The 23,568-nt window shown below is 47.8% G+C and carries 20 protein-coding genes; 18 read left to right on the top strand and 2 right to left on the bottom strand.

Features of this window, described 5'->3' with window-relative positions:
• Nucleotides 1–31: 31 nt before the first annotated feature.
• The 7 genes from AKL11_RS10735 (at nt 32) to AKL11_RS26440 (ending at nt 7,958) form a co-directional block, all read left to right on the top strand.
• Nucleotides 32–1,270, top strand: a complete 1,239-nt coding sequence (locus tag AKL11_RS10735) for a glutamate-5-semialdehyde dehydrogenase (RefSeq protein WP_216636503.1) — start codon at nt 32–34, stop codon at nt 1,268–1,270.
• A 287-nt stretch (nt 1,271–1,557) separates the two neighbouring features.
• Entirely contained in the window at nt 1,558–1,920 is a 363-nt protein-coding gene (gene rsfS, locus AKL11_RS10730; RefSeq protein WP_067517187.1) for a ribosome silencing factor, read from the top strand.
• The gene (rlmH, locus tag AKL11_RS10725; protein ID WP_067517185.1) at nt 1,920–2,387 is read left to right on the top strand and encodes a 23S rRNA (pseudouridine(1915)-N(3))-methyltransferase RlmH; all 468 of its coding nucleotides are present in this window, start codon (nt 1,920–1,922) and stop codon (nt 2,385–2,387) included. Before rsfS ends, rlmH begins: the two co-directional genes overlap by 1 nt.
• A 302-nt stretch (nt 2,388–2,689) precedes the next feature.
• Nucleotides 2,690–4,549, top strand: coding sequence for a penicillin-binding protein 2 (gene mrdA, locus AKL11_RS10720; RefSeq protein WP_067517183.1), 1,860 nt, complete (start codon nt 2,690–2,692; stop codon nt 4,547–4,549).
• Complete coding sequence (gene rodA, locus AKL11_RS10715; protein ID WP_067517181.1) at nt 4,549–5,694, top strand: rod shape-determining protein RodA; 1,146 nt, start codon at nt 4,549–4,551, stop codon at nt 5,692–5,694. The genes mrdA and rodA overlap by 1 nt, the downstream gene beginning before the upstream one ends.
• Nucleotides 5,695–5,913: 219 nt before the next feature.
• Nucleotides 5,914–6,969 (top strand): lytic murein transglycosylase B, encoded by a 1,056-nt coding sequence (gene mltB / locus AKL11_RS10710; RefSeq protein WP_067517179.1) that lies wholly within the window; start codon nt 5,914–5,916, stop codon nt 6,967–6,969.
• 101 nt (nt 6,970–7,070) lie between these two features.
• Nucleotides 7,071–7,958 carry a septal ring lytic transglycosylase RlpA family protein gene (locus AKL11_RS26440; protein WP_157673505.1) on the top strand — a complete coding sequence of 296 codons (888 nt, stop codon included), beginning with the start codon at nt 7,071–7,073 and terminating at the stop codon, nt 7,956–7,958.
• A 16-nt stretch (nt 7,959–7,974) separates the two neighbouring features.
• Here AKL11_RS26440 and AKL11_RS10700 read toward each other — a convergent pair whose 3' ends face one another.
• On the bottom strand, nt 7,975–8,382 hold the full coding sequence (locus AKL11_RS10700) for a hypothetical protein (RefSeq protein WP_067517175.1): 408 nt from the start codon (nt 8,380–8,382) through the stop codon (nt 7,975–7,977).
• A gap of 258 nt (nt 8,383–8,640) precedes the next feature.
• On the opposite strand from AKL11_RS10700, the gene AKL11_RS10695 reads away from it, so the two are divergent.
• The 9 genes from AKL11_RS10695 to AKL11_RS10655 all read left to right on the top strand — a co-directional run bounded on the left by AKL11_RS10695 (nt 8,641) and on the right by AKL11_RS10655 (nt 19,846).
• On the top strand, nt 8,641–9,102 hold the full coding sequence (locus tag AKL11_RS10695) for a GNAT family N-acetyltransferase (protein ID WP_067517173.1): 462 nt from the start codon (nt 8,641–8,643) through the stop codon (nt 9,100–9,102).
• 212 nt (nt 9,103–9,314) lie between these two features.
• Entirely contained in the window at nt 9,315–10,520 is a 1,206-nt protein-coding gene (locus AKL11_RS10690; protein ID WP_067517341.1) for a D-alanyl-D-alanine carboxypeptidase family protein, read from the top strand.
• 23 nt (nt 10,521–10,543) lie between these two features.
• A complete protein-coding gene (locus tag AKL11_RS10685; protein ID WP_067517339.1) occupies nt 10,544–10,810 on the top strand; it encodes an HP0495 family protein in 267 nt (88 codons plus the stop codon).
• Between the two features lie 132 nt (nt 10,811–10,942).
• A complete protein-coding gene (gene lipB, locus AKL11_RS10680) occupies nt 10,943–11,512 on the top strand; it encodes a lipoyl(octanoyl) transferase LipB (RefSeq protein ID WP_253705192.1) in 570 nt (189 codons plus the stop codon).
• Nucleotides 11,509–12,522, top strand: coding sequence for a lipoyl synthase (gene lipA / locus AKL11_RS10675; RefSeq protein WP_067517169.1), 1,014 nt, complete (start codon nt 11,509–11,511; stop codon nt 12,520–12,522). The genes lipB and lipA overlap by 4 nt, the downstream gene beginning before the upstream one ends.
• Before the next feature lie 361 nt (nt 12,523–12,883).
• Nucleotides 12,884–17,074 carry a response regulator gene (locus tag AKL11_RS10670; protein ID WP_067517167.1) on the top strand — a complete coding sequence of 1,397 codons (4,191 nt, stop codon included), beginning with the start codon at nt 12,884–12,886 and terminating at the stop codon, nt 17,072–17,074.
• Complete coding sequence (locus AKL11_RS10665) at nt 17,071–17,910, top strand: CheR family methyltransferase (protein WP_067517164.1); 840 nt, start codon at nt 17,071–17,073, stop codon at nt 17,908–17,910. Before AKL11_RS10670 ends, AKL11_RS10665 begins: the two co-directional genes overlap by 4 nt.
• Nucleotides 17,907–18,485, top strand: coding sequence for a chemotaxis protein CheB (locus AKL11_RS10660; protein WP_067517162.1), 579 nt, complete (start codon nt 17,907–17,909; stop codon nt 18,483–18,485). The genes AKL11_RS10665 and AKL11_RS10660 overlap by 4 nt, the downstream gene beginning before the upstream one ends.
• 32 nt (nt 18,486–18,517) lie before the next feature.
• Nucleotides 18,518–19,846 carry a GGDEF domain-containing response regulator gene (locus tag AKL11_RS10655; RefSeq protein WP_067517160.1) on the top strand — a complete coding sequence of 443 codons (1,329 nt, stop codon included), beginning with the start codon at nt 18,518–18,520 and terminating at the stop codon, nt 19,844–19,846.
• A 41-nt stretch (nt 19,847–19,887) separates the two neighbouring features.
• On the opposite strand, the gene AKL11_RS10650 is transcribed toward AKL11_RS10655, so the two are convergent.
• Nucleotides 19,888–21,162: a 6-phosphofructokinase gene (locus AKL11_RS10650; RefSeq protein WP_067517158.1), complete on the bottom strand. Its 1,275-nt coding sequence runs from the start codon at nt 21,160–21,162 to the stop codon at nt 19,888–19,890.
• Between the two features lie 202 nt (nt 21,163–21,364).
• On the opposite strand from AKL11_RS10650, the gene mpl reads away from it, so the two are divergent.
• Complete coding sequence (gene mpl, locus AKL11_RS10645) at nt 21,365–22,762, top strand: UDP-N-acetylmuramate:L-alanyl-gamma-D-glutamyl-meso-diaminopimelate ligase (protein ID WP_067517337.1); 1,398 nt, start codon at nt 21,365–21,367, stop codon at nt 22,760–22,762.
• The gene (locus AKL11_RS10640) at nt 22,743–23,375 is read left to right on the top strand and encodes a flavin prenyltransferase UbiX (protein ID WP_067517156.1); all 633 of its coding nucleotides are present in this window, start codon (nt 22,743–22,745) and stop codon (nt 23,373–23,375) included. The genes mpl and AKL11_RS10640 overlap by 20 nt, the downstream gene beginning before the upstream one ends.
• The last annotated feature ends 193 nt before the right edge of the window (nt 23,376–23,568 follow it).

Here is a 23,568-nt window from a genome sequence, read left to right as displayed (position 1 = left end):
GAGAACATTGACTGATCAAGTGACGGAATACATGCACGGTCTGGGGCAGAAAGCCCGTCAGGCAAGTACCGCCATGGCGGCTGCAGAAACCGCCGAGAAGAACAGCGCACTGTTGGCGATTGCCGAGGCGCTGGAAAATGATCGCCCGCAACTCAAGCAACTGAATGCTCAGGATCTTGAAGCCGGTCGTGCACGGGGCTTGGATGCAGCTATGCTGGATCGCCTTGAGCTTACGGATGCGCGCATTGATGCCATGATTGAGGGCTTGCGACAGGTGGCAGCCCTGCCGGACCCGGTAGGCACAATTGATGATATGAAATACATTCCCAGCGGTATTCAGTTGGGAAGAATGAGAGTGCCACTTGGGGTGATCGGGATTATTTATGAGTCTCGCCCCAATGTGACCGTTGAAGCCGCCAGCTTGTGTTTAAAGTCGGGTAATGCCGTGATTCTCCGAGGTGGCAGTGAATCTATTCACTCAAATCAAGCGATTGCCCGTTGCATTCAGGCGGGTTTGAAGGCAACTGGTTTGCCGGTGGATGCAGTTCAAGTGGTGGAAACCACCGATCGTGCCGCTGTTGGTGTATTGATCGCCATGCCGGACTATGTGGATGTGATCGTGCCCCGAGGTGGCAAAGGGCTAATTGAGCGCATCAGTAAAGATGCCCGTGTGCCAGTGATCAAGCATCTTGATGGTATTTGCCACGTGTATCTGGATGACAAGGCTGATGTTGATAAGGCCATCCGCATTGCAGATAACGCCAAAACCCACCGTTACGGGGTTTGCAATGCCATGGAAACATTGCTGGTTCACGAAGCGGTCGCTGAAATCATGCTAAAACCGCTAGCGGATATTTATGCAGCAAAGGATGTTGAGCTGCGTGGTTGCCCTGAAACGCGCAAGATTTTGTCTGGTATTACTGCGGCAACGGAAGAAGATTGGTCTACTGAATATCTGGCGCCAGTGTTGTCAGTAAAGGTCGTGAAAGATATGGATGAAGCCATTGCCCATATCAACCATTTCGGTTCTCATCACACCGATGCCATCGTGACGGAAGATTTTTCCCGGGCTCGTCGCTTCCTTAGGGAAGTGGATTCCAGTTCAGTGATGATCAATGCGTCCACCCGCTTTGCGGACGGCTTTGAATATGGCCTGGGTGCGGAAATTGGGATTTCCACGGATAAGATTCATGCCCGTGGGCCGGTGGGGCTGGAAGGGCTGACATCACAGAAATACGTTGTATTTGGTGATGGTCATATTCGGCAGTGAACGAGGCTCTAAGTGATTTCCGTTTGAGCGTTGACATCAGCGGGGAATCCTGCGAGCCTGACCGGTTCTAATGGCCTGAGCTCGATAATTGTTCAGGTAAGGTAAGTATCTGCGCAAATGAAATCAAAGAATTCTGGTTTAGTGCGTGGGTACTATGCAAGGCACAACGGCGGGAGCATAGCTCGGGCTATGTGACCAGAGTTGTAACGCAGCAGAGTGCCTGCGCAATGAACCAGAAAATTTGAGTTTATTTGGGTAGGTACTTACAGAGGTTAATTTTGCAGTCTATGCATTCTGATGAACTGAAACAGCTTGTTATTGAAGCTATTGAAAATGTGAAGGGTAACGAAATCACCTGTCTGGACGTTTCGACTCAGACCAGTGTCACTGATTACATGGTTATCGCCTGCGGTACGTCTAACCGTCATGTGAAGTCTCTGGCAGACAATGTCATTGACGAGTGCAAGAAAAAGGGTATCCGACCGTTAGGTATGGAAGGTCAAGACAAGTCTGAATGGGTTCTGGTTGATCTGGGTGACGTGGTTGTTCACCTGATGCTGCCGGCAACTCGCCAGTTCTATGATCTTGAACGTCTCTGGGATAGCGCTGATCTGGTCGCTGAAGACCTGACTTCTGCCGAGCAGCCTTAATGCGGGTACGGCTGATCACAGTTGGCTCGAAAATGCCCGGTTGGGTGGAAGAAGGCTATCGGGAATACAGCCGCCGTCTGGGCGGTGATGTTCGTCTTGAACTGGTTGAAATTCCTCTGGGTAAACGGAGTAAAGGCTCTGACATCAGTCGGCTTCAGGAAAAAGAAGCCGGGCAGATGCTGGCAGCCATTGGCTCCGGTGATCATGTGGTCACTCTGGAAGTGCTGGGTAAACCCTGGAGCACGGAAAAGCTGGCAGAGAATATGGATGGCTGGCTGCACAGTGGGCGCAATGTCAGCCTGTTGGTGGGCGGGCCTGAAGGGCTTCATGTGTCCTGCCTTGCCCGATCCGATCTTCGCTGGTCTCTATCGCCATTGACACTGCCGCATCCGCTGGTCAGGGTAGTGGTTGCAGAGCAGGTTTATCGGGGCTGGAGTATTCTCCATAATCACCCGTATCATAAGTAGTTGACCAAATGAGAACCATATTTTCTGACTAAGTAGACAGTCGCTCTCGGCAGCTTGCTCCTGCGTTGCTTTTATGCCCTTGGGTGCTACCTTCTGCATCCATGCAGTCGTGCTGCGTTGTAGCTTCGGTCACATAGCTAAGGCTATGCTCCCTGCGCTAAGCCTTTATGCCCTGTGGGTATTGCATAGCAACTATCCACTCAGCCAGGAAAATCCGATTTCATTTGCACAACTACTTAAGTAAAATCGTTTCTAATTGATTTTTTGTTTTTTGGCCAAGCGACCGATGATCGAGATATAACATGCCGCAGGACACCTTAAAGGACCATGGGGCAGAAAAAAAACTGGTAAATATCCGGCTTTGGGTCGCCGTTGGCTTCATGATTCTCCTCTGTCTGGGGTTAATCTCTCGGCTTTTCTATCTTCAGGTGGTTCGCCATGTTGAGCTTTCTACTCAGTCTGATGAGAACCGGGTACTGGTTCAGCCTATTCCTCCTACTCGCGGATTAATATACGACAAAAATGGTGTGTTGCTGGCGATGAATAAGCCCAGCCATATCTTGTCCATTGTCCGTGAACAAGCCAAAGATATGGATGTGTTGTTGGCGGATATCGCTAAGCTGGTCAACCTTACGGAAGGCGAGTTGAAGCGCTTTGATCAGCGAATTCGCCGCCGCCGTCCATTTGAAGCTGTACCGCTGAAGTTTGATCTGACCTCGGAAGAAATTGCCCGAATTACCGTCAACCAATTCCGTCTCCCCGGCGTTGATATCAATGCCGAGCTGGTTCGCTATTATCCCGAGAAAGAAGCTTTCGCCCACAGTATTGGTTATGTGGGGCGAATTAATGATCGTGATTTACAAACGCTGGATCCAGCACTTTATTCAGGGACTCACACCACCGGTAAGATCGGTGTGGAGCGTTCTTATGAGTCCATTTTGCTGGGCAAGCCGGGGTTTCAGGAAGTCGAAACTAACGCCCGTGGTCGTGTGCTCAGGGTTCTGAAGAAAGAGCCGCCAGTGCCGGGGCGTGATATCAATCTCTATCTTGACAGTAAACTGCAGAAAATTGCTATTGAGGCTATCAATGGTCGCCGCGGTGCGGTTGTCGCGATGGATCCGAAAACCGGTGGTGTATTAACGATGGCTAGTACGCCGTCGTTTGATCCCAACCTGTTTGTTACCGGCATTGATACGAAGACGTTTAATGGCCTGAATACGAATATTGAACGACCTTTGTATAACCGGGCATCCCTTGGTGAATATCCACCGGCCTCTACTGTGAAGCCGGTAATGGGGTTGGCGTTATTGGCTAATGGTGTTGTGAAACCGGAAGACCGTGTGTTTGATAAGGGCTGGTTTCAGTTACCTGGCAGTGAGCACCGATTCCGGAACTGGAAGCGCTCGGGCCATGGGTGGGTGGATTTAAATCAGGCGATTACTGTTTCTAACGATACCTATTTTTATAACCAGGCCGGTAAGCTGGGCATTGATAACTTACACGATTTTGCCAGTCAGTTTGGCTTTGGTCATCGCACCGGTATTGATATTCGAGAAGAACGTCCTGGATTGTTGCCATCGAGAGAGTGGAAGCGGGGAGCCTATGAGCAGCCCTGGTATCCTGGTGAAACAGTAATTGCCATTATCGGGCAGGGTTATATGCTGGCAACCCCTTTGCAGCTGGCGGAATCCACCTCTCTGATCGCTAACCGAGGGCATTATGTTCAACCACGACTGGTGCGGGAGAACATTCCGGAAGTTCAGGGTGAGTTCTGGGGAGATGATATTTCCACCGGCCTGACCGATGAAGCAGATGCTTTCAACTGGGAGCTGATTATCGGTGCTATGGAAGAGGTGATACATTCTCCACGAGGCACCGCGAATTGGCGAATAGGCCGTGGCTTGAAGTACCGGATGGCCGGAAAAACCGGTACCGCTCAGGTGGTTAGTATTGCTCAGGGCGAAGAGTATGACGCTGAAAAGTTGAAAGAGTTCGAGCGTGACCACAGTTTGTTTATTGGCTTTGCCCCTGCGGATGATCCTCAGATTGCTGTTTCTGTGATTCTGGAGAACAGCAATGGTGCGTCCAATGTTGCCAGAAAGGTGATGGATGCTTATCTACTGCCACGATTGGCAGCAGCAAAGAATCAGAAGGAAAAGTAATGGCTAACCAGGATTTTGTTCGTCAGATTGACCTGCACGGTTTTGGTCGTGGTCCAGCGCTTTCCATGCGCTGGCATGTGGATTTTGTACTGCTGTTTTTTTTGTTACTGCTTTGTGGCGCGGGATTGTTTCTTCTCTATAGCGCTACCGGGCGGGATCTGGACGTCGTGACCCGTCAGGCGATGTATCTTGGCGTCAGTTTCACGGGTATGTTGATCATAGCCCAGATACCACCACGTTTTTTTATGCAGTGGGCTAAATGGTTTTATTTGGCTGGCGTTCTTCTGTTGGTCGCTGTCTTGTTTATGGGCGTTAGCTCTAAAGGCGCTCAGCGGTGGATACAGCTGCCCGGTTTTCGCTTTCAGCCTTCTGAAGTCATCAAGTTGATCATGCCGATCACCATGGCTGCTTTTTTTGCCAAACGACGACTGCCGCCTTCTTTCAAAGATATTGTCATTGCCCTGGTGTTGATAGCCGTTCCCGTGGTGCTGATTGCCAAACAACCGGATTTGGGAACTTCAATTCTGATAGGCGCCTCCGGTGCCTTCGTTATCTTCCTGGCTGGGCTGCGCAAGCGGATTATTGCTTCAGCGGTTTGCCTGGCGGTACCTTCCATTTATGTGCTCTGGCACTTTTTCATGTACGACTACCAAAAACAGCGGGTGTTGACGTTTTTGAATCCGGAAAGTGATCCTTGGGGATCCGGCTGGAATATCATTCAGTCCACCATTGCTATTGGCTCTGGTGGTTTGTACGGCAAAGGCTGGTTGCAGGGGACTCAGTCACACTTGGATTTCCTACCGGAAAGTCATACGGACTTTATTATTGCCGTCCTTGCGGAAGAGTTTGGCTTAATGGGCTGTCTGGTATTGTTTGCACTCTACGCACTGATTATCGGGCGAGGATTGTTTATTACCTTCAATGCTCAGACACTGTTTGGACGACTTCTGGCAGGTAGTATTACCCTGACTTTCTTCGTTTATATTTTCGTTAATATCGGTATGGTCAGTGGCATTTTACCAGTGGTGGGTGTGCCTTTGCCCATGGTCAGTCGCGGAGGAACTTCGCTGTTAACACTGCTGGCTGGTTTTGGTTTTTTGATGTCTATTCATACCCATAAGTCCTTCATGGCGGGTGAACGGTAGATATTTGATTTCAAATAACTTTCTTTATCTTTAATATCCGATACCTGTCTTTTATAAAATCCCGCACATAGTGCGGGATTTTTACTCAATGACGATAGAAATTAACTTAACTGTCGATTAATGTAGGGTTTCCTGATGTTGTGATTTCAGCACTTTTATTTCAGCACGTTGCAGTGTTGGGGAGCCCTGATCTTGTTTTTGCATAAAAGGTACGGAAGCATGAAAACTATTCCAGGGATATTCCGTCGTATAGTTCGTGATGGTCTGCTGGTAACAACCGCTGTTTTTTCATCTGTGGCGTTGGCTTCTTCTGCAGGAAGCTACCTTGGCAGGCAGGATGTTAATAAGTTTATTGATGATATGGTGACCGAGCACCATTTCGACCGATCCAAGTTGGAAGCGGTCATTGGTAAAGCTGAACGATCACAGCGTGCGATTGAACTGATCAGCCGTCCGGCTGAAGGGACAATGGAATGGAAGGATTATCGGAAGATTTTCCTGACACCTGAACGCATCACCAAAGGTGTCCGGTTCTGGGAAGAGAATTCTGAGTCGCTAGCTGCTGCTGAGAAAAAATGGGGTGTACCAGCCCATATCATTGTGGCGATTATTGGTGTCGAGACCTACTATGGACGCCAGACCGGCGGCTTCAGAGTGCTGGATACATTGACGACGCTGGGCTTTGATTATCCGCCCAGGCAAACCTTTTTCCGTAAAGAACTGGAGAATTTCCTGATCCTTGCTCGCGACCAGAAGCTGGATGTGGAAGAGTTGACCGGGTCTTATGCCGGTGCAATGGGTATCCCACAGTTTATGCCATCCAGCTATCGTGCTTATGCGGTGGATTATACCGGTGATGAGCAGGCGAACATTTGGTTTAGTGAAGAGGACGCGATTGGCAGTGTCGCGAACTATCTGAAAAAGCATGGCTGGAAATATGGTAAGGGCGTTGCAGTTCAAACCCGAGTTTCAGGTGTAGGAGTTGATGATGTGTTATCCGACGGGTTAAAGCCGGATCAAACACTGGCAGAGGTTCAGGATTCCGGCTGGCAGGTTACCAGTACTGGCTCCGATGCCTTAAAGGTTCTGCCTATGAAGCACGAAGGCAGTGCGGGTGCTGAATACTGGTTGGGCATGCACAACTTTTATGTGATTACTCGATACAACCGCAGTCAGATGTATGCACTGGCGGTCTATCAGCTGGCGAAGGAAGTGCGGGCAGGCTATAACAGTTCTGTTGCTCTGAAGAGCAAAGCCCCTGAAGGCAAATTGTAAAATGAATATCGAGCCTGTGGATCGAATGCATTCACAGGTTCTCAAAGTCGCTTGGAGGCAAATTGCAAAGCGCTTTTACTAATGGAAATGAAGGTTTTTCCTTGCGATCTATATTGAAAATCCAGTCTCTGGTTGTGATATTGCTGACTCTGGCAGGCTGTAGTTCTACACAAGTACAGGATGGACCGCCTTCTGAAACCGTAGATGTCAGTACGATTCCGGATGCTGTGCCAACACCCATTCAGGTGCCTTTGAAGAATACCCCTTATACGCTGGCTGGAGTTACCTATACCCCGATGGGATCGGCAAATGGTTATTCTGAAAGTGGTGAGGCCTCTTGGTATGGCACTAAATTTCACGGTAAGCAGACAGCGAACGGTGAAATTTATGACATGTTCAAAATGACAGCCGCTCATAAAACGTTGCCATTGCCGTCCTATGTCAAAGTGACCAATGTGGAGAATGGCAAGTCCGTGGTGGTCAGGGTTAATGATCGTGGTCCATTTCACGGTAACCGATTGATTGATTTGTCCTATGTTGCTGCAAAAAAGCTGGGTTTTTCAAACTCAGGTCTTGCTGGTGTCGCCATTGAAGGCATTGATCCAGAGACGTTTGCTAAATCTCCGGTGCACCCTGAAAATGGTCAACTGCTTTATCTACAGCTGGCGGCGTTGAAAAACCATCACAGTGCGCAAATGTTGCGTCGAAATATTTTCAGTAAAGTAGGACTGAAGGCAAAAGTGGTTAAGGGCGAAGAAGTTGAGCCGTTGTATCGAGTCAGGATTGGCCCGGTAGAAAGCCCTGAACACTTGGAATCAATGCTGGAAAGTATCAATGTGGCAGAGTTTGAGACGCCCTATCTTGTCTACGAAAAACCTGTTTTTGAAAAAGCTGCTTATGACTTACCGGTTTCCGAAAAACCAACCATAGAAGAAGCACTGGAAGAAAGTGAGGAAGAAAGTGTCGAATCCATGGTTCAGGCGCCCTGATTAAAAAAGCATGCTGTCATTGTTTTTCAACCAATAATGTCAGCATGCTTTTAATGTCGGTCAGTTCAATCTCTACATGGGTAAGTCGTTCTTCTACGGAGGACAACTTACCCATTGCCGTGGATAGCTTGCCCTCAACACCACCCAAGGTTTGATCCAAGCCAGAAAGGTGCTGACTGGTCTGGGTTTGCCATTGCTCCATGGCATTGATTCTTTGCACCAACGCTTTGATCAGTGCTTCTACGTTGATCAGCCGCTCATTCATACCGCAGCTTTGCCGGGTAAGCTCAAATAGGGTTTGTCTTACCGTGACAATGTCCGCACTCATTTCCAGCAGCTCAGCATTTTCCTTCGCCGCCTTTCGCGCCTTATGCTCATTGATGCCCAGTTCAACCAGACATTCATAGAGGTCTTCGTTCAGCATGGTGTTACTCCGGAATGGTCATTACAAACTCCCCGATACACAAACTCCCCAATTCACCAACAAACTAATTATTTTTGGTGCCATCGTCGTATATTGTACGTTAAAGATAGAGTTGGATTGGACGAACCGCCAAGTTTAATGGATAAATCTTCGAGGCTTTGCGGGGCATGGTGCAGAGAAATGTCAAATCGACGGGGTTTCTGAATACTCAGTATTTTCAACCGTTTCAGACCATAGATTTCTTTGTTATGAATCAGTATGAAAGTGATTAATTTGAAAGATTGCCCCCAGTGCATTGAGACTGTCGCTCGTTGGCATCAAGAGCAGTGGCAGACGTTATACCCAAATTGGACTTTGCAGGATTTCATGAACGATATGGAGTTGGCACTTTTGTCTGATTTAGTGCCGCAGACATGGGTGCTTTCCGACCGAAATCGATTGCTGGGTTCTGTGAGTCTTCTGGAATGTGATCTGGAAGGTTATGAGCATTACTCTCCCTGGCTGGCTGATGTGTATGTTGAAGGCAGCCATCGTGGCCATGGTTATGGCAAATGGTTGATTGAGGCAGCCATGGACTTTGCCCGGTCAAAAAAGCTGTTACCTTTATATCTTTATACTCCAGACCATCAGCGTTACTATGAAAAGATGGGGTGGAATATTGTGGAAGTGGTTAATTATCAAGGAAAACAGATAGTTATCATGGTTTTTGATGGTTTTTAAACTTACAAATTACTGACCGGTATTACAGGGCAGCTATGTTACTATCTCACTGAATGACTTTTGATCAATAATTTCTGAGCAATGATTTTTGATCAATGATTTTTGATAAAGAACAGAGGTCGAAAAACAGTGATTGTTGTAAGTCACAGTTAACCTCAAAAGATTTGAACATTATAATGTTGAACATTCATATTCTCAGAGCAAAGATCTGCATGAGCAAACGATTATTTTCTACCCGTCGCTGGCTGGGTGTTTTGGCCATGGCCACGATCATGCCCATCATGGCGACGACTGCCCAGGCGCAGGTGTTTCGTCAGATCCCATCTCCGCCGGAGTTGGGTCTGACCAGTTACATTCTGATCGATGCCACCAGTGGTGAAGTGCTGGCGGAAAAGAATCCGGATGAAACTCTGCACCCTGCCAGCCTGACCAAAATGATGACCACTTACCTGACGGAAGCCGAGTTACACGCTGGTAATATCAGCCGTGATGATAAGGTACTGATCAGCGAAAAGGCCTGGAGCCTCGGTGGATCAACGATGTTCATCGAAGTGGGTGAACGTGTGCCGGTGGGTGAACTGCTGAAAGGCGTGATTATTGTTTCCGGTAACGATGCCAGTGTGGCTCTGGCGGAACACATTGCCGGCAGTGAAGGTGCTTTTGCTCAGTTAATGAACAGCACTGCCCAGCAGATTGGCATGAACAGCAGTAATTTCCAGAATGCCTCTGGCTGGCCGGCAGAAGATCATTACTCCACCGCCCGTGATCTGGCGACGTTGAGTAAGCACATTGTTCAGGATTTCCCAGAATATTATGCGATCCACTCTGAAAAGTATTACCAGTACGGTGTTGATAAAAAGACGGGCAAACCGTTGCGTCGCCAAGCCAACCGCAACCGTCTGCTGTGGACCAACCCTTACGTTGATGGTTTAAAGACAGGACATATTGAAGCCACTGGCTACCATCTTGCCGTAACGTCGGCTCGTGATGGACGCCGTTTGATTGCCGTTCTATTGGGTGCCAAAAGTGAGAAGCAGCGTGCGGATGATGCTCAGAAACTGCTGACTTATGGCTTCCGCTTCTTCGAAAACGTGGACGTGAAAAAAGGTGGTCAGCCTTTACAGACGGTTGAAGTCTGGAAAGGTGACATCAGTGAAATCAGCGTTGGTATTGCTGAAGATCTGATTGTTACTGTACCAAGAGGAAGTAGCAAAGATCTGACAGCCACCCTCACCATCAATCCAACGTTAGAAGCGCCGATTGAGCAGGGGCAGGCCATTGGCTCCGTAAAAGTGATGCTGGATGATGAACTGGTAACAGAAGTGCCACTGATTGCTCAGCAGGCTGTGGAAAAAGGTGGCTTCTTCAAGCGCCTCTGGGACAGCATTGTGCTGTTCTTTACTGGTCTTCTGGCCTAATTTTGTTTGATGTAGAAACGGTTATGAAAGAACCTAAAGCGCCTAAAATTGAGTTCCCCTGTGATTACCCAATCCGAATCGTAGGACATGCTGCGCCGGACTATAAAGACTTTGTCCTTCGTGTTGTAGCGAACCATGATCCTTCTTTTAAGGGGGATGCCAAAATGAAAACCAGTAAGAACGGTAAGTACCTTTCTGCCACGGTCGTCATTACCGCCACCGGAGAACCCCAGCTACAGGCATTGTTTGAAGAGCTAAAGGCCAGTGGTCGGATTCAAATGGTGTTGTAATCATTGGATTAAAAGCTACTGGCTGTTTGTTTAGAGCCGGCTGTTTGTAAAGAGAAAGCGCCAGTGAAGGTCGAAGAAAAAATAGTGGTTCGTTGGCTGGGCAGGCGGGAGTATGAACCCGTCTGGCAGGCCATGAAAGCATTTACCAACCAGCGGGATGAACAAACGCCGGATGAGTTTTGGTTTGTCGAACACAATCCGGTATTCACCCAAGGGCAGGCTGGTAAGCCGGAGCATGTGTTGATGCCTGGCGATATTCCAGTGATTCCGGTGGATCGTGGTGGTCAGGTGACCTATCACGGCCCAGGTCAGCTGGTTTGCTATTTTCTATTAGATGTAAAACGCAAGCACACTGGCCCAAGAGCCGTGGTTTCTGCACTGGAAAATGCCGTTATTGAGGTGTTGGCCAGCTACGGCATTGAAGCGCAGAATGATCCTGAAGCCCCCGGCGTTTATGTCAATGGCGCCAAGATTTCTGCCCTGGGATTGCGGTTCCGTAAAATGTGTTCCTATCACGGCTTAAGCTTGAATGTGGATATGGATCTGGAACCTTTCAGCCGAATTAACCCTTGTGGTTATGCCGGTCTTGATGTTGTGGATATGGCATCACTGCTGGGCACGGTGGATATGAATGACGTCAGTCAGCGTTTGCTTACCAGCCTCCAGAAGGCTCTGAATTACCGGGGGACAATCATTTCATGAGTTCAGACCAGATCATTCCAACCGTTCAGGTCGATGAAGCGGTAAAGGTAACCAGTGGTACCAAGTTCGTTAACGACAAAGGCATCACGGCCATAAAAAATGGCATTAAGGCGTCCGCCAGAGACCCTCAGATTGAAGTAAAACGCAAACCTTCCTGGTTGCGAATCAAGGCTACTCACGGCACTCGCTACAAAGAAGTGAAAGGCACGGTTCACGAACACAAGCTCAGCACCGTGTGTGAAGAGGCCATGTGCCCGAACATTAATGAGTGCTGGAGCTCTGGTACCGCAACCATCATGTTGATGGGCGATACCTGTACCCGAGCCTGTCGATTCTGTGCAGTGAACACGGGCAACCCAAAAGGCTGGTTGGATCTGGAAGAGCCAGAGCATACTGCAAACTCCGTTAAGCTGATGAACCTGAAGTATCTGGTGCTGACGTCTGTGAACCGTGATGACCTGCCGGACGGTGGTGCTGAGCACTACGCCAACGTGGTTCGCAAAGTAATAGAAATGAATCCTGATACCAACGTGGAAGTATTAACGCCGGATTTTCAGGGCGTCTTCGAGCACGTTGAAACCGTGGTAGATAGTGGCATTGCAGTGTTTGCCCAGAATGTGGAAACCGTTAAGCGGCTGACACATCCGGTGCGGGATCCACGATCCAGCTATGAGCAGACTCTTGCTGTTCTGGAGCACGCCAAGAAGTACCGTCCTGATGTGTTAACCAAAACCAGTGTCATGTTGGGGTTAGGCGAGACCGACGAAGAAATTCTGGAAACTCTGGACGATCTTCGTGCGATCAACGTCGATATTGTCACTTTCGGTCAATATCTGCAGCCAACGGTGAATCATCTACCAATTGATCGCTATGTCACTCCGGAACAGTTCGAGACCTATCGTCAATGGGGGCTGGATAAAGGCTTTCTTGAGGTGGTTTCCGGTGCGCTGGTTCGCTCAAGCTACCGTGCTGAGCAGGTTCTGCAGAAGAATAATGTAGGGCTCGGCTAGTAGTAAAGATCATCTTAGAAAGCAGCGTCAGAAGCTCAAACAGTTTCTGACGCATCACTTATTTTCTCACCTGATTTCTCCCAAAACGTCACTTCATTATCTGCTTTTATCAAGCGCCTAAACCTTTCAGACCCGGTTACGACTCATAAGTAGTTAACCACGTGAAATCATATTTTCTGACTAAGTGGACAGCCACTCTCCGGCGTTACAACTCCGGTCACATAGCTACGGCTATGCTCCCTGGGTTGTGCCTTGCCTAGCAACTGCCCGCTCAGCCAGAAATATTCGATCCCAAATGGTCAACTACTTAGAAGATAGCCACCGCTTTCTTCCCATCATTGTCTGTGACCGAGGTTAGAGTATGAGTCAGGAACAGCCCTCAAAGCATATACACAAGAGGTCTCGCAGCCTGTCGCTTACGCTGTTCCTCTGGTTTGTCTGCCTGTCCATCGGGCCGGTCATATTTGTTGGTTTTAATGAATATGAGATGGGGAAAGATGATATTGTCCAAGATCGTTATGATCAACTGACCACGATTAATTACCAGCTTACGCAGCGTCTGAACCATTATTTCGATACGGTACTGACCAATCTTTATATTCTATCCTCACCTTCCAGTACGTTCATTGACAACCTGAAAGAAGGTTATGACCCGGATCGTGGACTATGGAACAGTTATGTTACTTCAACGGATTACCACAAAATACAGGCGCAACACTCAGCAACTTATCAAGACTTTCTAAAGTTCTATGATTACTCCGACATCATTATCGGTGATGCACAGGGGAATATTCTCTACACCGTCAACCGCTATGACGATCTTGGCCAGAACCTATTTTCTGGAAGCCTCGCCTACACCAATTTTTCCCGTGCCGTTCAAGCCAGTCTTCAAGAACAGCAGCCTCAATATGCCGATCTTGGAAGCTATCCTCCTTTGGGAAATGAGCAAGTGGTCTTCTTTATCTTGCCACTGACGGATGATGAGCAATCATCCACAGGCTTTATAGCCGTTCAGATTCATCCCAATAACATCCAGATCATGTTTGATAGTGGTGACTCTGGTATCGCAGGGCTTTCTTCATTTCTGGTGGGCGCAGACCGTAAGATTCGTTTTGGCAGTATTGTGGCCAATAGAAAAGACCTGATATTTAGTGATGACAATCCGTTGATCGACCTTTGGCTTGAACCTGTCAATGAAGATGGTCTGTATGTAGAAGACGATGATCATATTGGGGAGTTGGAAGAGCACAGTGATCATGCCCATGAGTTCGATATGAACGCGATGGGTGATCTGTCTGACGTTATTCAGGATGAAGAAGCGCTTGCTCAGGCGGTCAAAGCCAGTGATCGACATATCCGTAGCTATGAACATGGTGAAGAAGTGCTTGGAACGTATCTTCCCGTCAATATTGCTGGTTCGTCAATGATCATGCTGTCTGAAGTGACTCATCGCGAGGCTTTTGCATCTGTTCAAAAATTTCAGAATCGCTTAATTCTATTAATTTCTATTGTCTTTGTTCTTGTGGTTATTGTTGCCTTCTTTGTTACCCGCAAGCTGGTGAAACCGCTTAGGCAGATTATTAAATGGGTAAACCGGGTTGCTTCCGGTGACTATATCGAAGTGGTGGAGTTGAAAGGCAGTAATGAAATCAGCGAACTGAGCCACAGCTTCGGAGAAATGACCAGAAAACTGAGAACGATCAGTAGTGAAAACCAGCGCAGAAACTGGCTTCAGGATGGCATGGCCGGATTAAACGACAGTATTCGTGGTGAGCAGTCCATGGCAGATTTGTGTCATAACATTGTTGCCTATATTGCTCATTATCTCGATATGCATTCTGGCGCCATGTACGTTTTGAACGACACCAGTCAGCTGGAGCTGTTGGGGACATACGCCTGGAGCAAACGTAACCAACACTCTACTCGTTTTGATTTAGGTGAAGGATTGATCGGGCAGGCCGCATTGGAAAAGCAGCTTATTGAACTGACTAATGTCCCCGATGGTTATCTGGCTATCGAGTCCGGGCTTGGGGTATCCAGCCCAGTTCATGTTCTTATTATTCCCCTGTCTTATGAAAATAACCTCAAGGGTGTTTTTGAGTTCTCTCGCTTAGGGCCAATGACGGAAGAGCAAAAACAGTTCCTCGATCATAGCGTCGAAAATATTGCTATCGCTATTAACTCTGCCCAGTACAGAACCCGGGTGAGCCAACTGTTAGAAACTACCACCCAGCAAGCGGAAACCATGAAAGAGCAGCAGGAAGAATTGCGCTCCAATAATGATGAGCTGGAAAAGAAAGCAAGAATCCTTGAAGAGTCGGAAGAAGAGCTGAAAGCACAAAGCGATGAGTTACAAAAATCCAATGCGGAGCTGGAAGAACTTAGTGAAAAGCTAACAGCACAAAAAGATGACATTGAACGTAAGAATAGAGAGATAGAGAAAACCAGCAAAGACATCACGGAGAAAGCAGAAGAGCTGGCAAGAGCCAGTAAATACAAATCAGAATTTCTGGCGAACATGTCCCATGAACTGCGTACGCCACTTAATTCGTTGTTATTGCTTTCTCAAATGCTGGCAGATAACGACGAAGGCAATTTAACGGAAGATCAAGTGGAATCGGCAACGGTTATCTACAACGGTGGTAAGGAGTTGCTGGAGTTAATCAACGATATTCTGGATTTATCCAAGGTGGAAGCCGGGAAAATGTCGGTGAATCTGGATACGGTTTCTGTTCAGGATGTTAAAAGCAGTATTGAAACCATGTTTAAGCCACTGGCGGATAATAAAGGCTTGGAGTTCGCGGTCAACATGGCATCTGGTGTGAATGACTCTCTGTTTACGGATAGCCAAAGACTGTTGCAGATTATTAAAAACTTTCTTTCCAATGCCTTCAAGTTTACTGAGCAGGGCAGTGTGACGGTTGAGGTATTTAACGAAACTCGTAAGGGACGCCATGCCGAAGAAAACTGGCTGGCATTTGGAGTAAAAGACAGTGGAATTGGTATTCCGAAAGACAAACAGGCCACCATTTTTGAATCATTTCAACAGGCCGATGGTTCAACCAGCAGAAAATACGGCGGCACCGGCCTTGGTCTGGCTATATCCAGAGAAATGGCGACGCTGCTGGGTGGTTTTATCGAGTTGGCCAGCGAAGAAGGCAAGGGCACAACATTCACTTTGTTTTTGCCCGATAATCCAGTCTGCGCTATTGGCTCAGAGAACGTGACGGCGGATAACTACAATAATTCCCCGGTGCCTGTCTCCGCTACGCTTGCTAAACCGGATGTTTCAAAACCAGGTGTTTCAAAACAAGAAGCTACTACTACTGAAGAGATTCCCATTACCTCCACTAAAAGTAGTGTCACTGAAACACCAACTTCTACAGAAGGTAATAGCCTTCTGGTTATTGAAGATGACCCCAATTTCTTTAATACGTTGAACCAGCTTGCCGGGAAATATCAATTCAATTGTCAACATGCAGAGACTGGCAGGCAGGGTTTGGAGCTTGCTGAGAACACACGACCGTCCGCCATTATTCTGGATCTTGGGTTACCGGATATGGATGGTCAGGAAGTGCTTGAGAAATTGAAGAACGGTAATGCCACACGAAACATTCCCGTTCACATCATTTCTGGCCGGGATCCGCATTTGTTTAAAGACGCATCAGTGGCTGGTTATTTGATGAAGCCGGTGAGTATTTCAGATATTGATAATGTCTTTTCTACACTGGAAGACGCGATTCATCAGGATATCAGTGATGTTTTGATTCTGGACTTAGACGATAGTGAGCGAAAAAAAATCGGGGCGATACTGGAAAAGAAACAGCTCCATGTAGGTTACGCGGCCACCGCTGACGAGGCACAAAAGATGCTGTCAGACAGTCATTGGCAATGCATGATTATGGATTTAAATCTGGGTGAAACATCGGGGCTCGATTTTCTCCAGACCGTTAAAGAACAACTGGGGGAGAAAATGCCCTCGGTGGTGATTCATACTGCCCAGCCACCCAGTGCATCGGAACATGCTCAGCTGCAGGAATACACAAGTGCGATGGTCATGAAGGGTGACCGGGCCATGGAAAGAGTGACAGATGAAGTCAGTTTGTTTTTACACACGGTGAATAAAGACAACTCAGTTACGGAAGAGAAGCCGATGCCAGCAGGCGGAGAAAAGAGCCTTGATGGGCGAAAAATTATGCTGGTGGATGATGATCTCCGTAATACATTTGCCCTTTCCAAGGCATTACAAGGCTTGGGAATGGAAGTGGTTCTGGCAGATAACGGCAAGAATGCGCTAACGAAACTCGAAGAAGAGGAAGGGGTTGAGTTAGTGCTGATGGATATCATGATGCCAGTGATGGATGGTTATGAAGCAACCCGAGCTATACGTCAGATGCCTTACTTTAAGGATTTGCCGGTCATTGCCCTCACAGCCAAGGCGATGGCCGATGATCGGGCAAAGTGTCTTGAGGCTGGAGCGAATGACTACATGACCAAGCCTGTGGATATGGCCAAGTTGACGGAAATGCTTAAGGTCTGGCTATCAAGATGACGAAAACAGACTCTCTTGCTCAACTGGAGCATCTGGAGCTGAAACTATTGCTGGAGGCAATTAGCCAGCATTACGGTTACGACTTCAGTGATTATGCCCGCGCCTCTATGGTTCGCCGGATTAAGAAATACATGGAGTCAGTGAACATTAATCGCATTAGTGCACTGATACCGCTTTTTCTCCACGACGGTCAGGCTTTTCAGACATTTGTTGAAAGCATGTCAGTGGTGGTGACGGAAATGTTTCGTGACCCGGATGTGTTTAAAGTACTTCGAGAAGAAGTGATTCCGGTTTTGAAAACCTACCCATTTATTAAAATCTGGCATGCGGGCTGTGCTTCCGGTCAGGAGGTTTACTCCATAGCCATTATGCTTGAAGAAGAGGGGCTGTTGGATCGCTGTCAGATCTATGCCACCGATTTTAACGACGAAGCACTGAGGATGGCCAAGAAAGGAATTTATCCATCCGATGACGTGGAACTTTACGAGAAGAATTATAGGGACTCTGGTGGACGTAAGACGCTAAGTGATAATTGGGTAAGCCAGTATAACGCCATCAAAATCAATAGCCGCTTTGCCGAACGAATTACCTTTGCCAGCCATAATCTGGTGACTGACGGTGCCTTTGGTGAAATGAATCTGGTGATGTGTCGCAACGTATTGATTTACTTTAATGAACAACTGCAGGACAGAGCTCTGAATTTAATTAATGAAAGCCTCTGCCCCCGTGGCTTCCTCTGTATTGGGCGGAGGGAAAATTTGACCTTCAGTGAAATTAGAAAGTCACTGGAGGATGTAAATAACAAGCTGAGAATTTATAGGAAGAAGGGGGCGTGAAAGGAAAGTATTCAGCTAATGAGTATAAAGCCATTGTGATTGGTGCCTCTGCCGGAAGAATCAATGCACTGGGTTTCCTCTTTAGTGAACTTGAGGAAGACTTTCCTTTTCCTCTACTGGTGACCAAACATGTTGGTGCTAAAGACGACGGCGGTGCTTTAAGGGTTTTAGTAAGGCAGAGCTCTCTTCCGGTGCGGTTAGCCAGAGATAAGGAAGCGGTAATGGCAGGCAGTATTTATCTCGCACCGGCGGGATACCACATGCAGGTTGAGGAGAGTGGTGTGATCAGCCTGAATATGGAACCACCGGTTGCGTTTGTCCGGCCATCCATCGATGTGTTGTTTCAATCGGCTGCCAGAGTCTATGAACATGCTTTGGTTGCCATTGTTCTGACCGGAGCTAACAGCGACGGAGCAGATGGTATTCGAGCGGTAAAAGATTTTGGTGGTACGACGGTGGTTCAGTGTCCTGATAGTTCAATGATTAGCACGATGCCGCAGGCATCTCTGGGAACGGGTTGTGTGGATTATCAGTTGCCATTGGAAGAGATACCGGCTTTTCTCGATCAGTTGTAGGTTTTTACGGTTACTAACAAGGATTGTTGGTTATGGAAGAAAAAGACAAAGTCAAAATACTGGTGGTGGATGATCGACCGGAAAACCTCTTGGCGATGGATAAACTTCTCAAACCTCTGGGCGCTGAAGTTCACAAAGTGGATTCCGGCGAAAAAGCCCTGTCAGAAGTGCTAGCCCATCAGTTTGCTGTGATTCTGCTGGACGTACAAATGCCGGGTATGGACGGGTTTGAAACAGCCACATTACTTCATAGCAATAAGCAAACAGCCAATATTCCCATTATTTTCGTCACTGCGATCAACAAAGATCACAATTATGTCGCCAAAGGTTATGAGGCCGGGGCTGTGGATTACCTGCCAAAACCCATCGTGCCTGAAATTCTGCTTGGCAAAGTAAAAGTGTTTCTGCAGCTTGAAGAGCAAAGGATGGAGCTTGAGCAGGTAACGAAAGAGCTGCGTTGGATTAGCCGGAAAAACAAACTGTTGCTGGATTGTGCGGCCGAAGGCATTGTTGGTCTGGATGATCAGGGAAGAGTGACGTTTATTAATCCTACCGCCTGTGAATTGCTTGGAGAAAATGAACAAACGTTACAGGACAGGCATGTCAGCCATCTGTTTTTCGAAGGTGATGATGCTGAAATTCTGAAACAATGGGAAAGTTCTGAAATCTATAAATCCTGTTTTCAAGAAGGCGGACAAATTAAGCAAAGCAGTGACCTGGTTCACTCGAGCAAAGGTCATTTTCCTGCAGAGTTCAATGCGGCAGCGATTGTCAACGGACAGAAAAAAGTTCAGGGAGCAGTTTTGGTCTTCCAGGATATTACCGAAAGAAAAGCCATGGAAGATCAGCTGACGCAAATGGCTAAATACGACAATCTGACAGGGTTAGCAAACCGGGCTTTGTTCAAAGAATTTCTGCAATCGTCTATTGCCAGAAGTGATCGTCATCAAGCGCATACGGCGGTGATGTTTCTCGACCTTGATCATTTCAAGCCGGTGAATGATGAGCTGGGTCACGAAGCGGGCGATAAGCTATTAAGCAATGTTGCGCAGAGGCTGGAAGGTTGTATACGACAGGTTGATTTGATTGCTCGTTTAGGAGGTGATGAGTTCGCAGTCGTTTTGGATGATGTGCACACTGAAGATGATGCCAGAGTCGTTGCGGATAAGATTCTTCATGTGATGGAGGAACCTCATCAGTTGGAAGGCACTGAGAAAAAAGTGGGCACAAGCATTGGTATTGCACTGTATCCCGATAACAGTGGCGACGCTGATAGCCTTATCAAAGCGGCGGATGAAGCCATGTACGAGGCTAAACGACAGGGTAGAAATGATTTTCGATTTTATTCGGATCTAAAATAATCACTTCTGCTTTCGATCTGAAAGCAGAAGTAGATCTCACATTACATCTGATCAGATGTAAATGGTGTGTCGATTTTTTTATCCACAAACACCTTTCGCAGTCGTGCAAACCGTGGCAAACCATTTAGATAAGCTGGGTACTCTTCACCTTCAATCAAAGGTTCAAGATACTCTCGACAGGTTCGGGTGATGTTAAAACCATCCGGGCTGATAAATTCCAATGGCATCTTTCGTTCGAAATTAGCCACCTGCTCTAAAGGCACCTCTTTAATCGCCCAGCGATAAGGCATGTCTGATTCGCGAACAATAGCAGGCATCACCGCATTATGGCCTGTGACAGCCAGTTCAACTGCCGCTTTGCCCACCGCATAGGCCTGCTCAACATCCACTCTGGAAGCAATGTGTCGTGCAGAACGCTGAAGATAGTCAGCCACGGCATAATGATACTTATAACCGAGTTCCTGTTTGATCAGGTTACACAGAGCCGGCGCAACGCCACCGAGCTGTTGGTGACCAAAGGAATCCACTACGGTGGTTGAGGCAGAGATGAAGTTGCCATCGTCGTATTTAGCGCCTTCAGAGGCGACGATGACGCAATACCCTTCGTTGTTAACGGTTTCCTGAACCTTTGCGAGAAACTTCTTTCTGTCCAAAGGCAGTTCAGGGAAAACGATCACATGAGGCGCATCGCCAGATTGGCGAGCAGCCAAACCGGTTGCTGCGGCCAGCCAGCCAGCGTGCCGACCCATCACTTCCATCACAAACACTTTTGTTGAGGTGTCGCACATGGAGGCAATATCGTGGCTGGCTTCTTTGGTAGACACCGCCAGATACTTTGCAGCAGAGCCGAAGCCGGGGCAGTTATCGGTGGCTGCCAGATCATTATCGATGGTTTTGGGGACACCGATACAGGTAATGGGGTAGCCCATTTTTTCACTGAGTTGGGAGACTTTCCAGGCGGTATCCATGGAATCGTTACCGCCGTTGTAAAAGAAATAACCAATATTGTGGGCTTTGAACACATCAATCAAACGACAGTATTCCGCTTCGCTTTCTTCGAAGGATTTCAGTTTGTAACGGCAGGAACCAAAAGCACCGCCCGGTGTTCTAAGCAGAGCGCCAATGGTTTCGTCGGATTCAAAAGAGGTGTCAATCAACTCTTCACGCAGGGCGCCAAGAATCCCGTTATGGCCCGCATAAACTTTGCCAATTTTATCCGGATAGCGGCGGGCGGTTTCGATAACGGCACAGGCGCTGGCATTGATGACAGCGGTAACACCACCGGATTGAGCGTAAAAAGCATGCTTTTGGGACATCGGTTAATTTCCGAACGGTACTCTGTGTTATTTTGTGATTCTGACTGGTTGCAGATGATACCTGATCTCGAAGGGAATGGCAGCGACTGAGTAAGTACTTTTCTGGCTTCTTTTGCGCATTAGCCTGAAACAATGTCAAAATCAGAGGATTATAGTGCTCTTAGTGACTCAGAGCACGCCCGCCGGATTGGAGCTAATGCGGATGCACATACACATTCTTGGTATTTGTGGAACGTTCATGGGAAGTCTGGCCATTTTGGCCAGAGAGCTGGGTTTTCAGGTATCCGGTTCAGACCAGAACGTTTACCCGCCCATGAGTACTCAGCTGGAGGAGCAGGGCATCAGCCTGTTTCAGGGATACAGTGCGGATCATCTGAATCCGGCTCCCGATTTGGTGGTGATTGGTAATGCCATGAAACGTGGCATTCCAGCCGTGGAGTATGTTCTGGAGAAAGGTTTGCCTTATGTCTCCGGCCCTGAGTTTTTTTCCCGCTACATTGCACCGGAACGCTGGGTGTTGGCAGCATCCGGTACCCACGGGAAAACCTCAACCAGCAGTATGCTGGCCTGGATTCTGGAACATGCAGGTATGTCGCCGGGCTTTTTGATTGGTGGCATTCCTGCGGATTTTGGTATTTCTGCAAGGCTTGGTGACACGCCATTTTTTGTGATTGAAGCGGATGAATACGATACGGCGTTTTTTGATAAACGTTCCAAGTTTGTTCATTACCACCCGCGCACGTTGATCATTAATAACCTTGAATTTGATCATGCGGATATCTTTGACGATCTCTCATCGATTCAGCGGCAGTTTCACCATTTAGTAAGAACCATTCCGGGCTCTGGTCGTATTCTTTTCCCTGCCAACGTCACAGCCATTGATGAAGTGATGGATAGGGGGTGCTGGTCTGAGCAGGAAAGTCTTGGTGGCGAAAACAGCCTTTGGCAGGTGCGCAATGCCAGTGCTTCCGGTAATCAATTTGATGTGTTTTACAAAGGTGCCTTTGCTGGCAAGGTGAGTTGGCAGCAGGAAGGACAGCACAATTTAGAGAACGGATTGGCTGCCATTGCTGCGGCTCATCATGTGGGTGTGATTCCGGAGATCGCCTGTGAGGCTCTTTCTGTCTTTCAGGGGGTGAAGCGGCGGATGGAGTTGATTGATGAAATTGATGGCATTCGAATTTATGATGATTTTGCCCATCATCCCACCGCTATTGCGACAACTCTTGCGGGTCAGAGAGCATTACTGGGAGAAGATGCCAATATCCGGGTGATTATTGAGCCCCGCTCCAACACCATGAAAATGGGGATTCACCAACAGTTATTAATTGATTCAACCGCGCAAGCTTCGGAAGTGATCTGGTTTAAGCCGGAAGGTCTGGATTGGCCGCTGGACGCACTGGCAGCGAAAAGTCCGGTGTCAGCCAAAGTACTGGATACCACAGAAGCCATTGTCCGTTATGTAACGGAGTCCGTAGAAACAGGTGATCATCTGCTGATAATGAGTAATGGTGGTTTTGAAGGAATCCATGGCAGAATAGCGCAACGCTTAAAAGACCGTAGCAGCTCAGATATTAATAATGACACCATTACCTGTTGAAACACCTTCCGAAAAAATAACTCTGGCCATGACGGGCGCTTCTGGCGCCCAGTACGGTTTAAGGCTGCTGGAATGCCTGTTAGCCGCTAACCGCGAGGTTTACTTTCTGGCTTCAAAGGCAGTAAAAGTGGTGCTGGCTGAAGAGATGAATCTTCATATTGGCAATACTGAAGCAGAAACTGAACAATTTCTAACCGATCGTTATCGTGCAAAACCGGGGCAAATACGAGTCTTTGGCGAAGACGACTGGATGTCACCGGTGGCATCCGGCAGCGGTGCACCAAAGCAGATGGTGCTTTGCCCCTGCAGCATGGGAACACTCTCTGCGGTAGCCTGTGGCTTGAGCAACAATCTGGCGCAACGAGCTGCCTCCGTTGTGTTGAAAGAGCGGGGCAAGTTGATCGTGGTTCCCAGAGAATCCCCTTATTCAGAAATACATCTGGAAAATATGCTGAAGTTAACCCGAATGGGTAGTGTGATTCTTCCGGCATCCCCTGGTTTTTATAATCAACCTCAGTCTGTAAACGATCTGATTGATTTTATTGTTGCCCGAATTATGGATCAGCTTGGGATTGAGCAGACGTTGATGCCCCAGTGGGGTGTTGCTTCTTAGCATTTGTCTCACACAGGTCGGGCATCTGGTTTTGTTGGCTCAAGTTGTGTAGCCACAGCGCTAGCCCGGATATTTCATAAAACCAAGCAGGTTCCGCCCAATCACTTGATATGATTGGGTCGACAAAAAGAAAGCTTCGGAAGAAGCAAACCGGAACCTGCCATGGCCAAACATACACAAGAAACCCTTTGTT

It is taken from the genome of Endozoicomonas ascidiicola (assembly GCF_001646945.1).
GTDB lineage: Bacteria > Pseudomonadota > Gammaproteobacteria > Pseudomonadales > Endozoicomonadaceae > Endozoicomonas > Endozoicomonas ascidiicola.
This window is presented reverse-complemented; position numbering and strand designations above follow the sequence as displayed.

Bases quoted from the DNA above. Each gene is read 5' to 3' on its own strand.
- lipB (WP_253705192.1), top strand. From the start codon at position 10,943: ATGAAAGCATTTACCAACCAGCGGGATGAACAAACGCCGGATGAGTTT.
- mltB (WP_067517179.1), top strand. From the start codon at position 5,914: ATGAAAACTATTCCAGGGATATTCCGTCGTATAGTTCGTGATGGTCTG.
- mpl (WP_067517337.1), top strand. From the start codon at position 21,365: ATGCACATACACATTCTTGGTATTTGTGGAACGTTCATGGGAAGTCTG.
- AKL11_RS10640 (WP_067517156.1), top strand. From the start codon at position 22,743: ATGACACCATTACCTGTTGAAACACCTTCCGAAAAAATAACTCTGGCC.
- AKL11_RS10685 (WP_067517339.1), top strand. From the start codon at position 10,544: ATGAAAGAACCTAAAGCGCCTAAAATTGAGTTCCCCTGTGATTACCCA.
- rlmH (WP_067517185.1), top strand. From the start codon at position 1,920: ATGCGGGTACGGCTGATCACAGTTGGCTCGAAAATGCCCGGTTGGGTG.
- AKL11_RS10690 (WP_067517341.1), top strand. From the start codon at position 9,315: ATGAGCAAACGATTATTTTCTACCCGTCGCTGGCTGGGTGTTTTGGCC.
- AKL11_RS10650 (WP_067517158.1), bottom strand. From the start codon at position 21,162: ATGTCCCAAAAGCATGCTTTTTACGCTCAATCCGGTGGTGTTACCGCT.
- AKL11_RS10700 (WP_067517175.1), bottom strand. From the start codon at position 8,382: ATGCTGAACGAAGACCTCTATGAATGTCTGGTTGAACTGGGCATCAAT.
- AKL11_RS10695 (WP_067517173.1), top strand. From the start codon at position 8,641: ATGAAAGTGATTAATTTGAAAGATTGCCCCCAGTGCATTGAGACTGTC.
- AKL11_RS10735 (WP_216636503.1), top strand. From the start codon at position 32: ATGCACGGTCTGGGGCAGAAAGCCCGTCAGGCAAGTACCGCCATGGCG.
- AKL11_RS10665 (WP_067517164.1), top strand. From the start codon at position 17,071: ATGACGAAAACAGACTCTCTTGCTCAACTGGAGCATCTGGAGCTGAAA.
- AKL11_RS10670 (WP_067517167.1), top strand. From the start codon at position 12,884: ATGAGTCAGGAACAGCCCTCAAAGCATATACACAAGAGGTCTCGCAGC.
- rsfS (WP_067517187.1), top strand. From the start codon at position 1,558: ATGCATTCTGATGAACTGAAACAGCTTGTTATTGAAGCTATTGAAAAT.
- mrdA (WP_067517183.1), top strand. From the start codon at position 2,690: ATGCCGCAGGACACCTTAAAGGACCATGGGGCAGAAAAAAAACTGGTA.
- lipA (WP_067517169.1), top strand. From the start codon at position 11,509: ATGAGTTCAGACCAGATCATTCCAACCGTTCAGGTCGATGAAGCGGTA.
- rodA (WP_067517181.1), top strand. From the start codon at position 4,549: ATGGCTAACCAGGATTTTGTTCGTCAGATTGACCTGCACGGTTTTGGT.
- AKL11_RS10655 (WP_067517160.1), top strand. From the start codon at position 18,518: ATGGAAGAAAAAGACAAAGTCAAAATACTGGTGGTGGATGATCGACCG.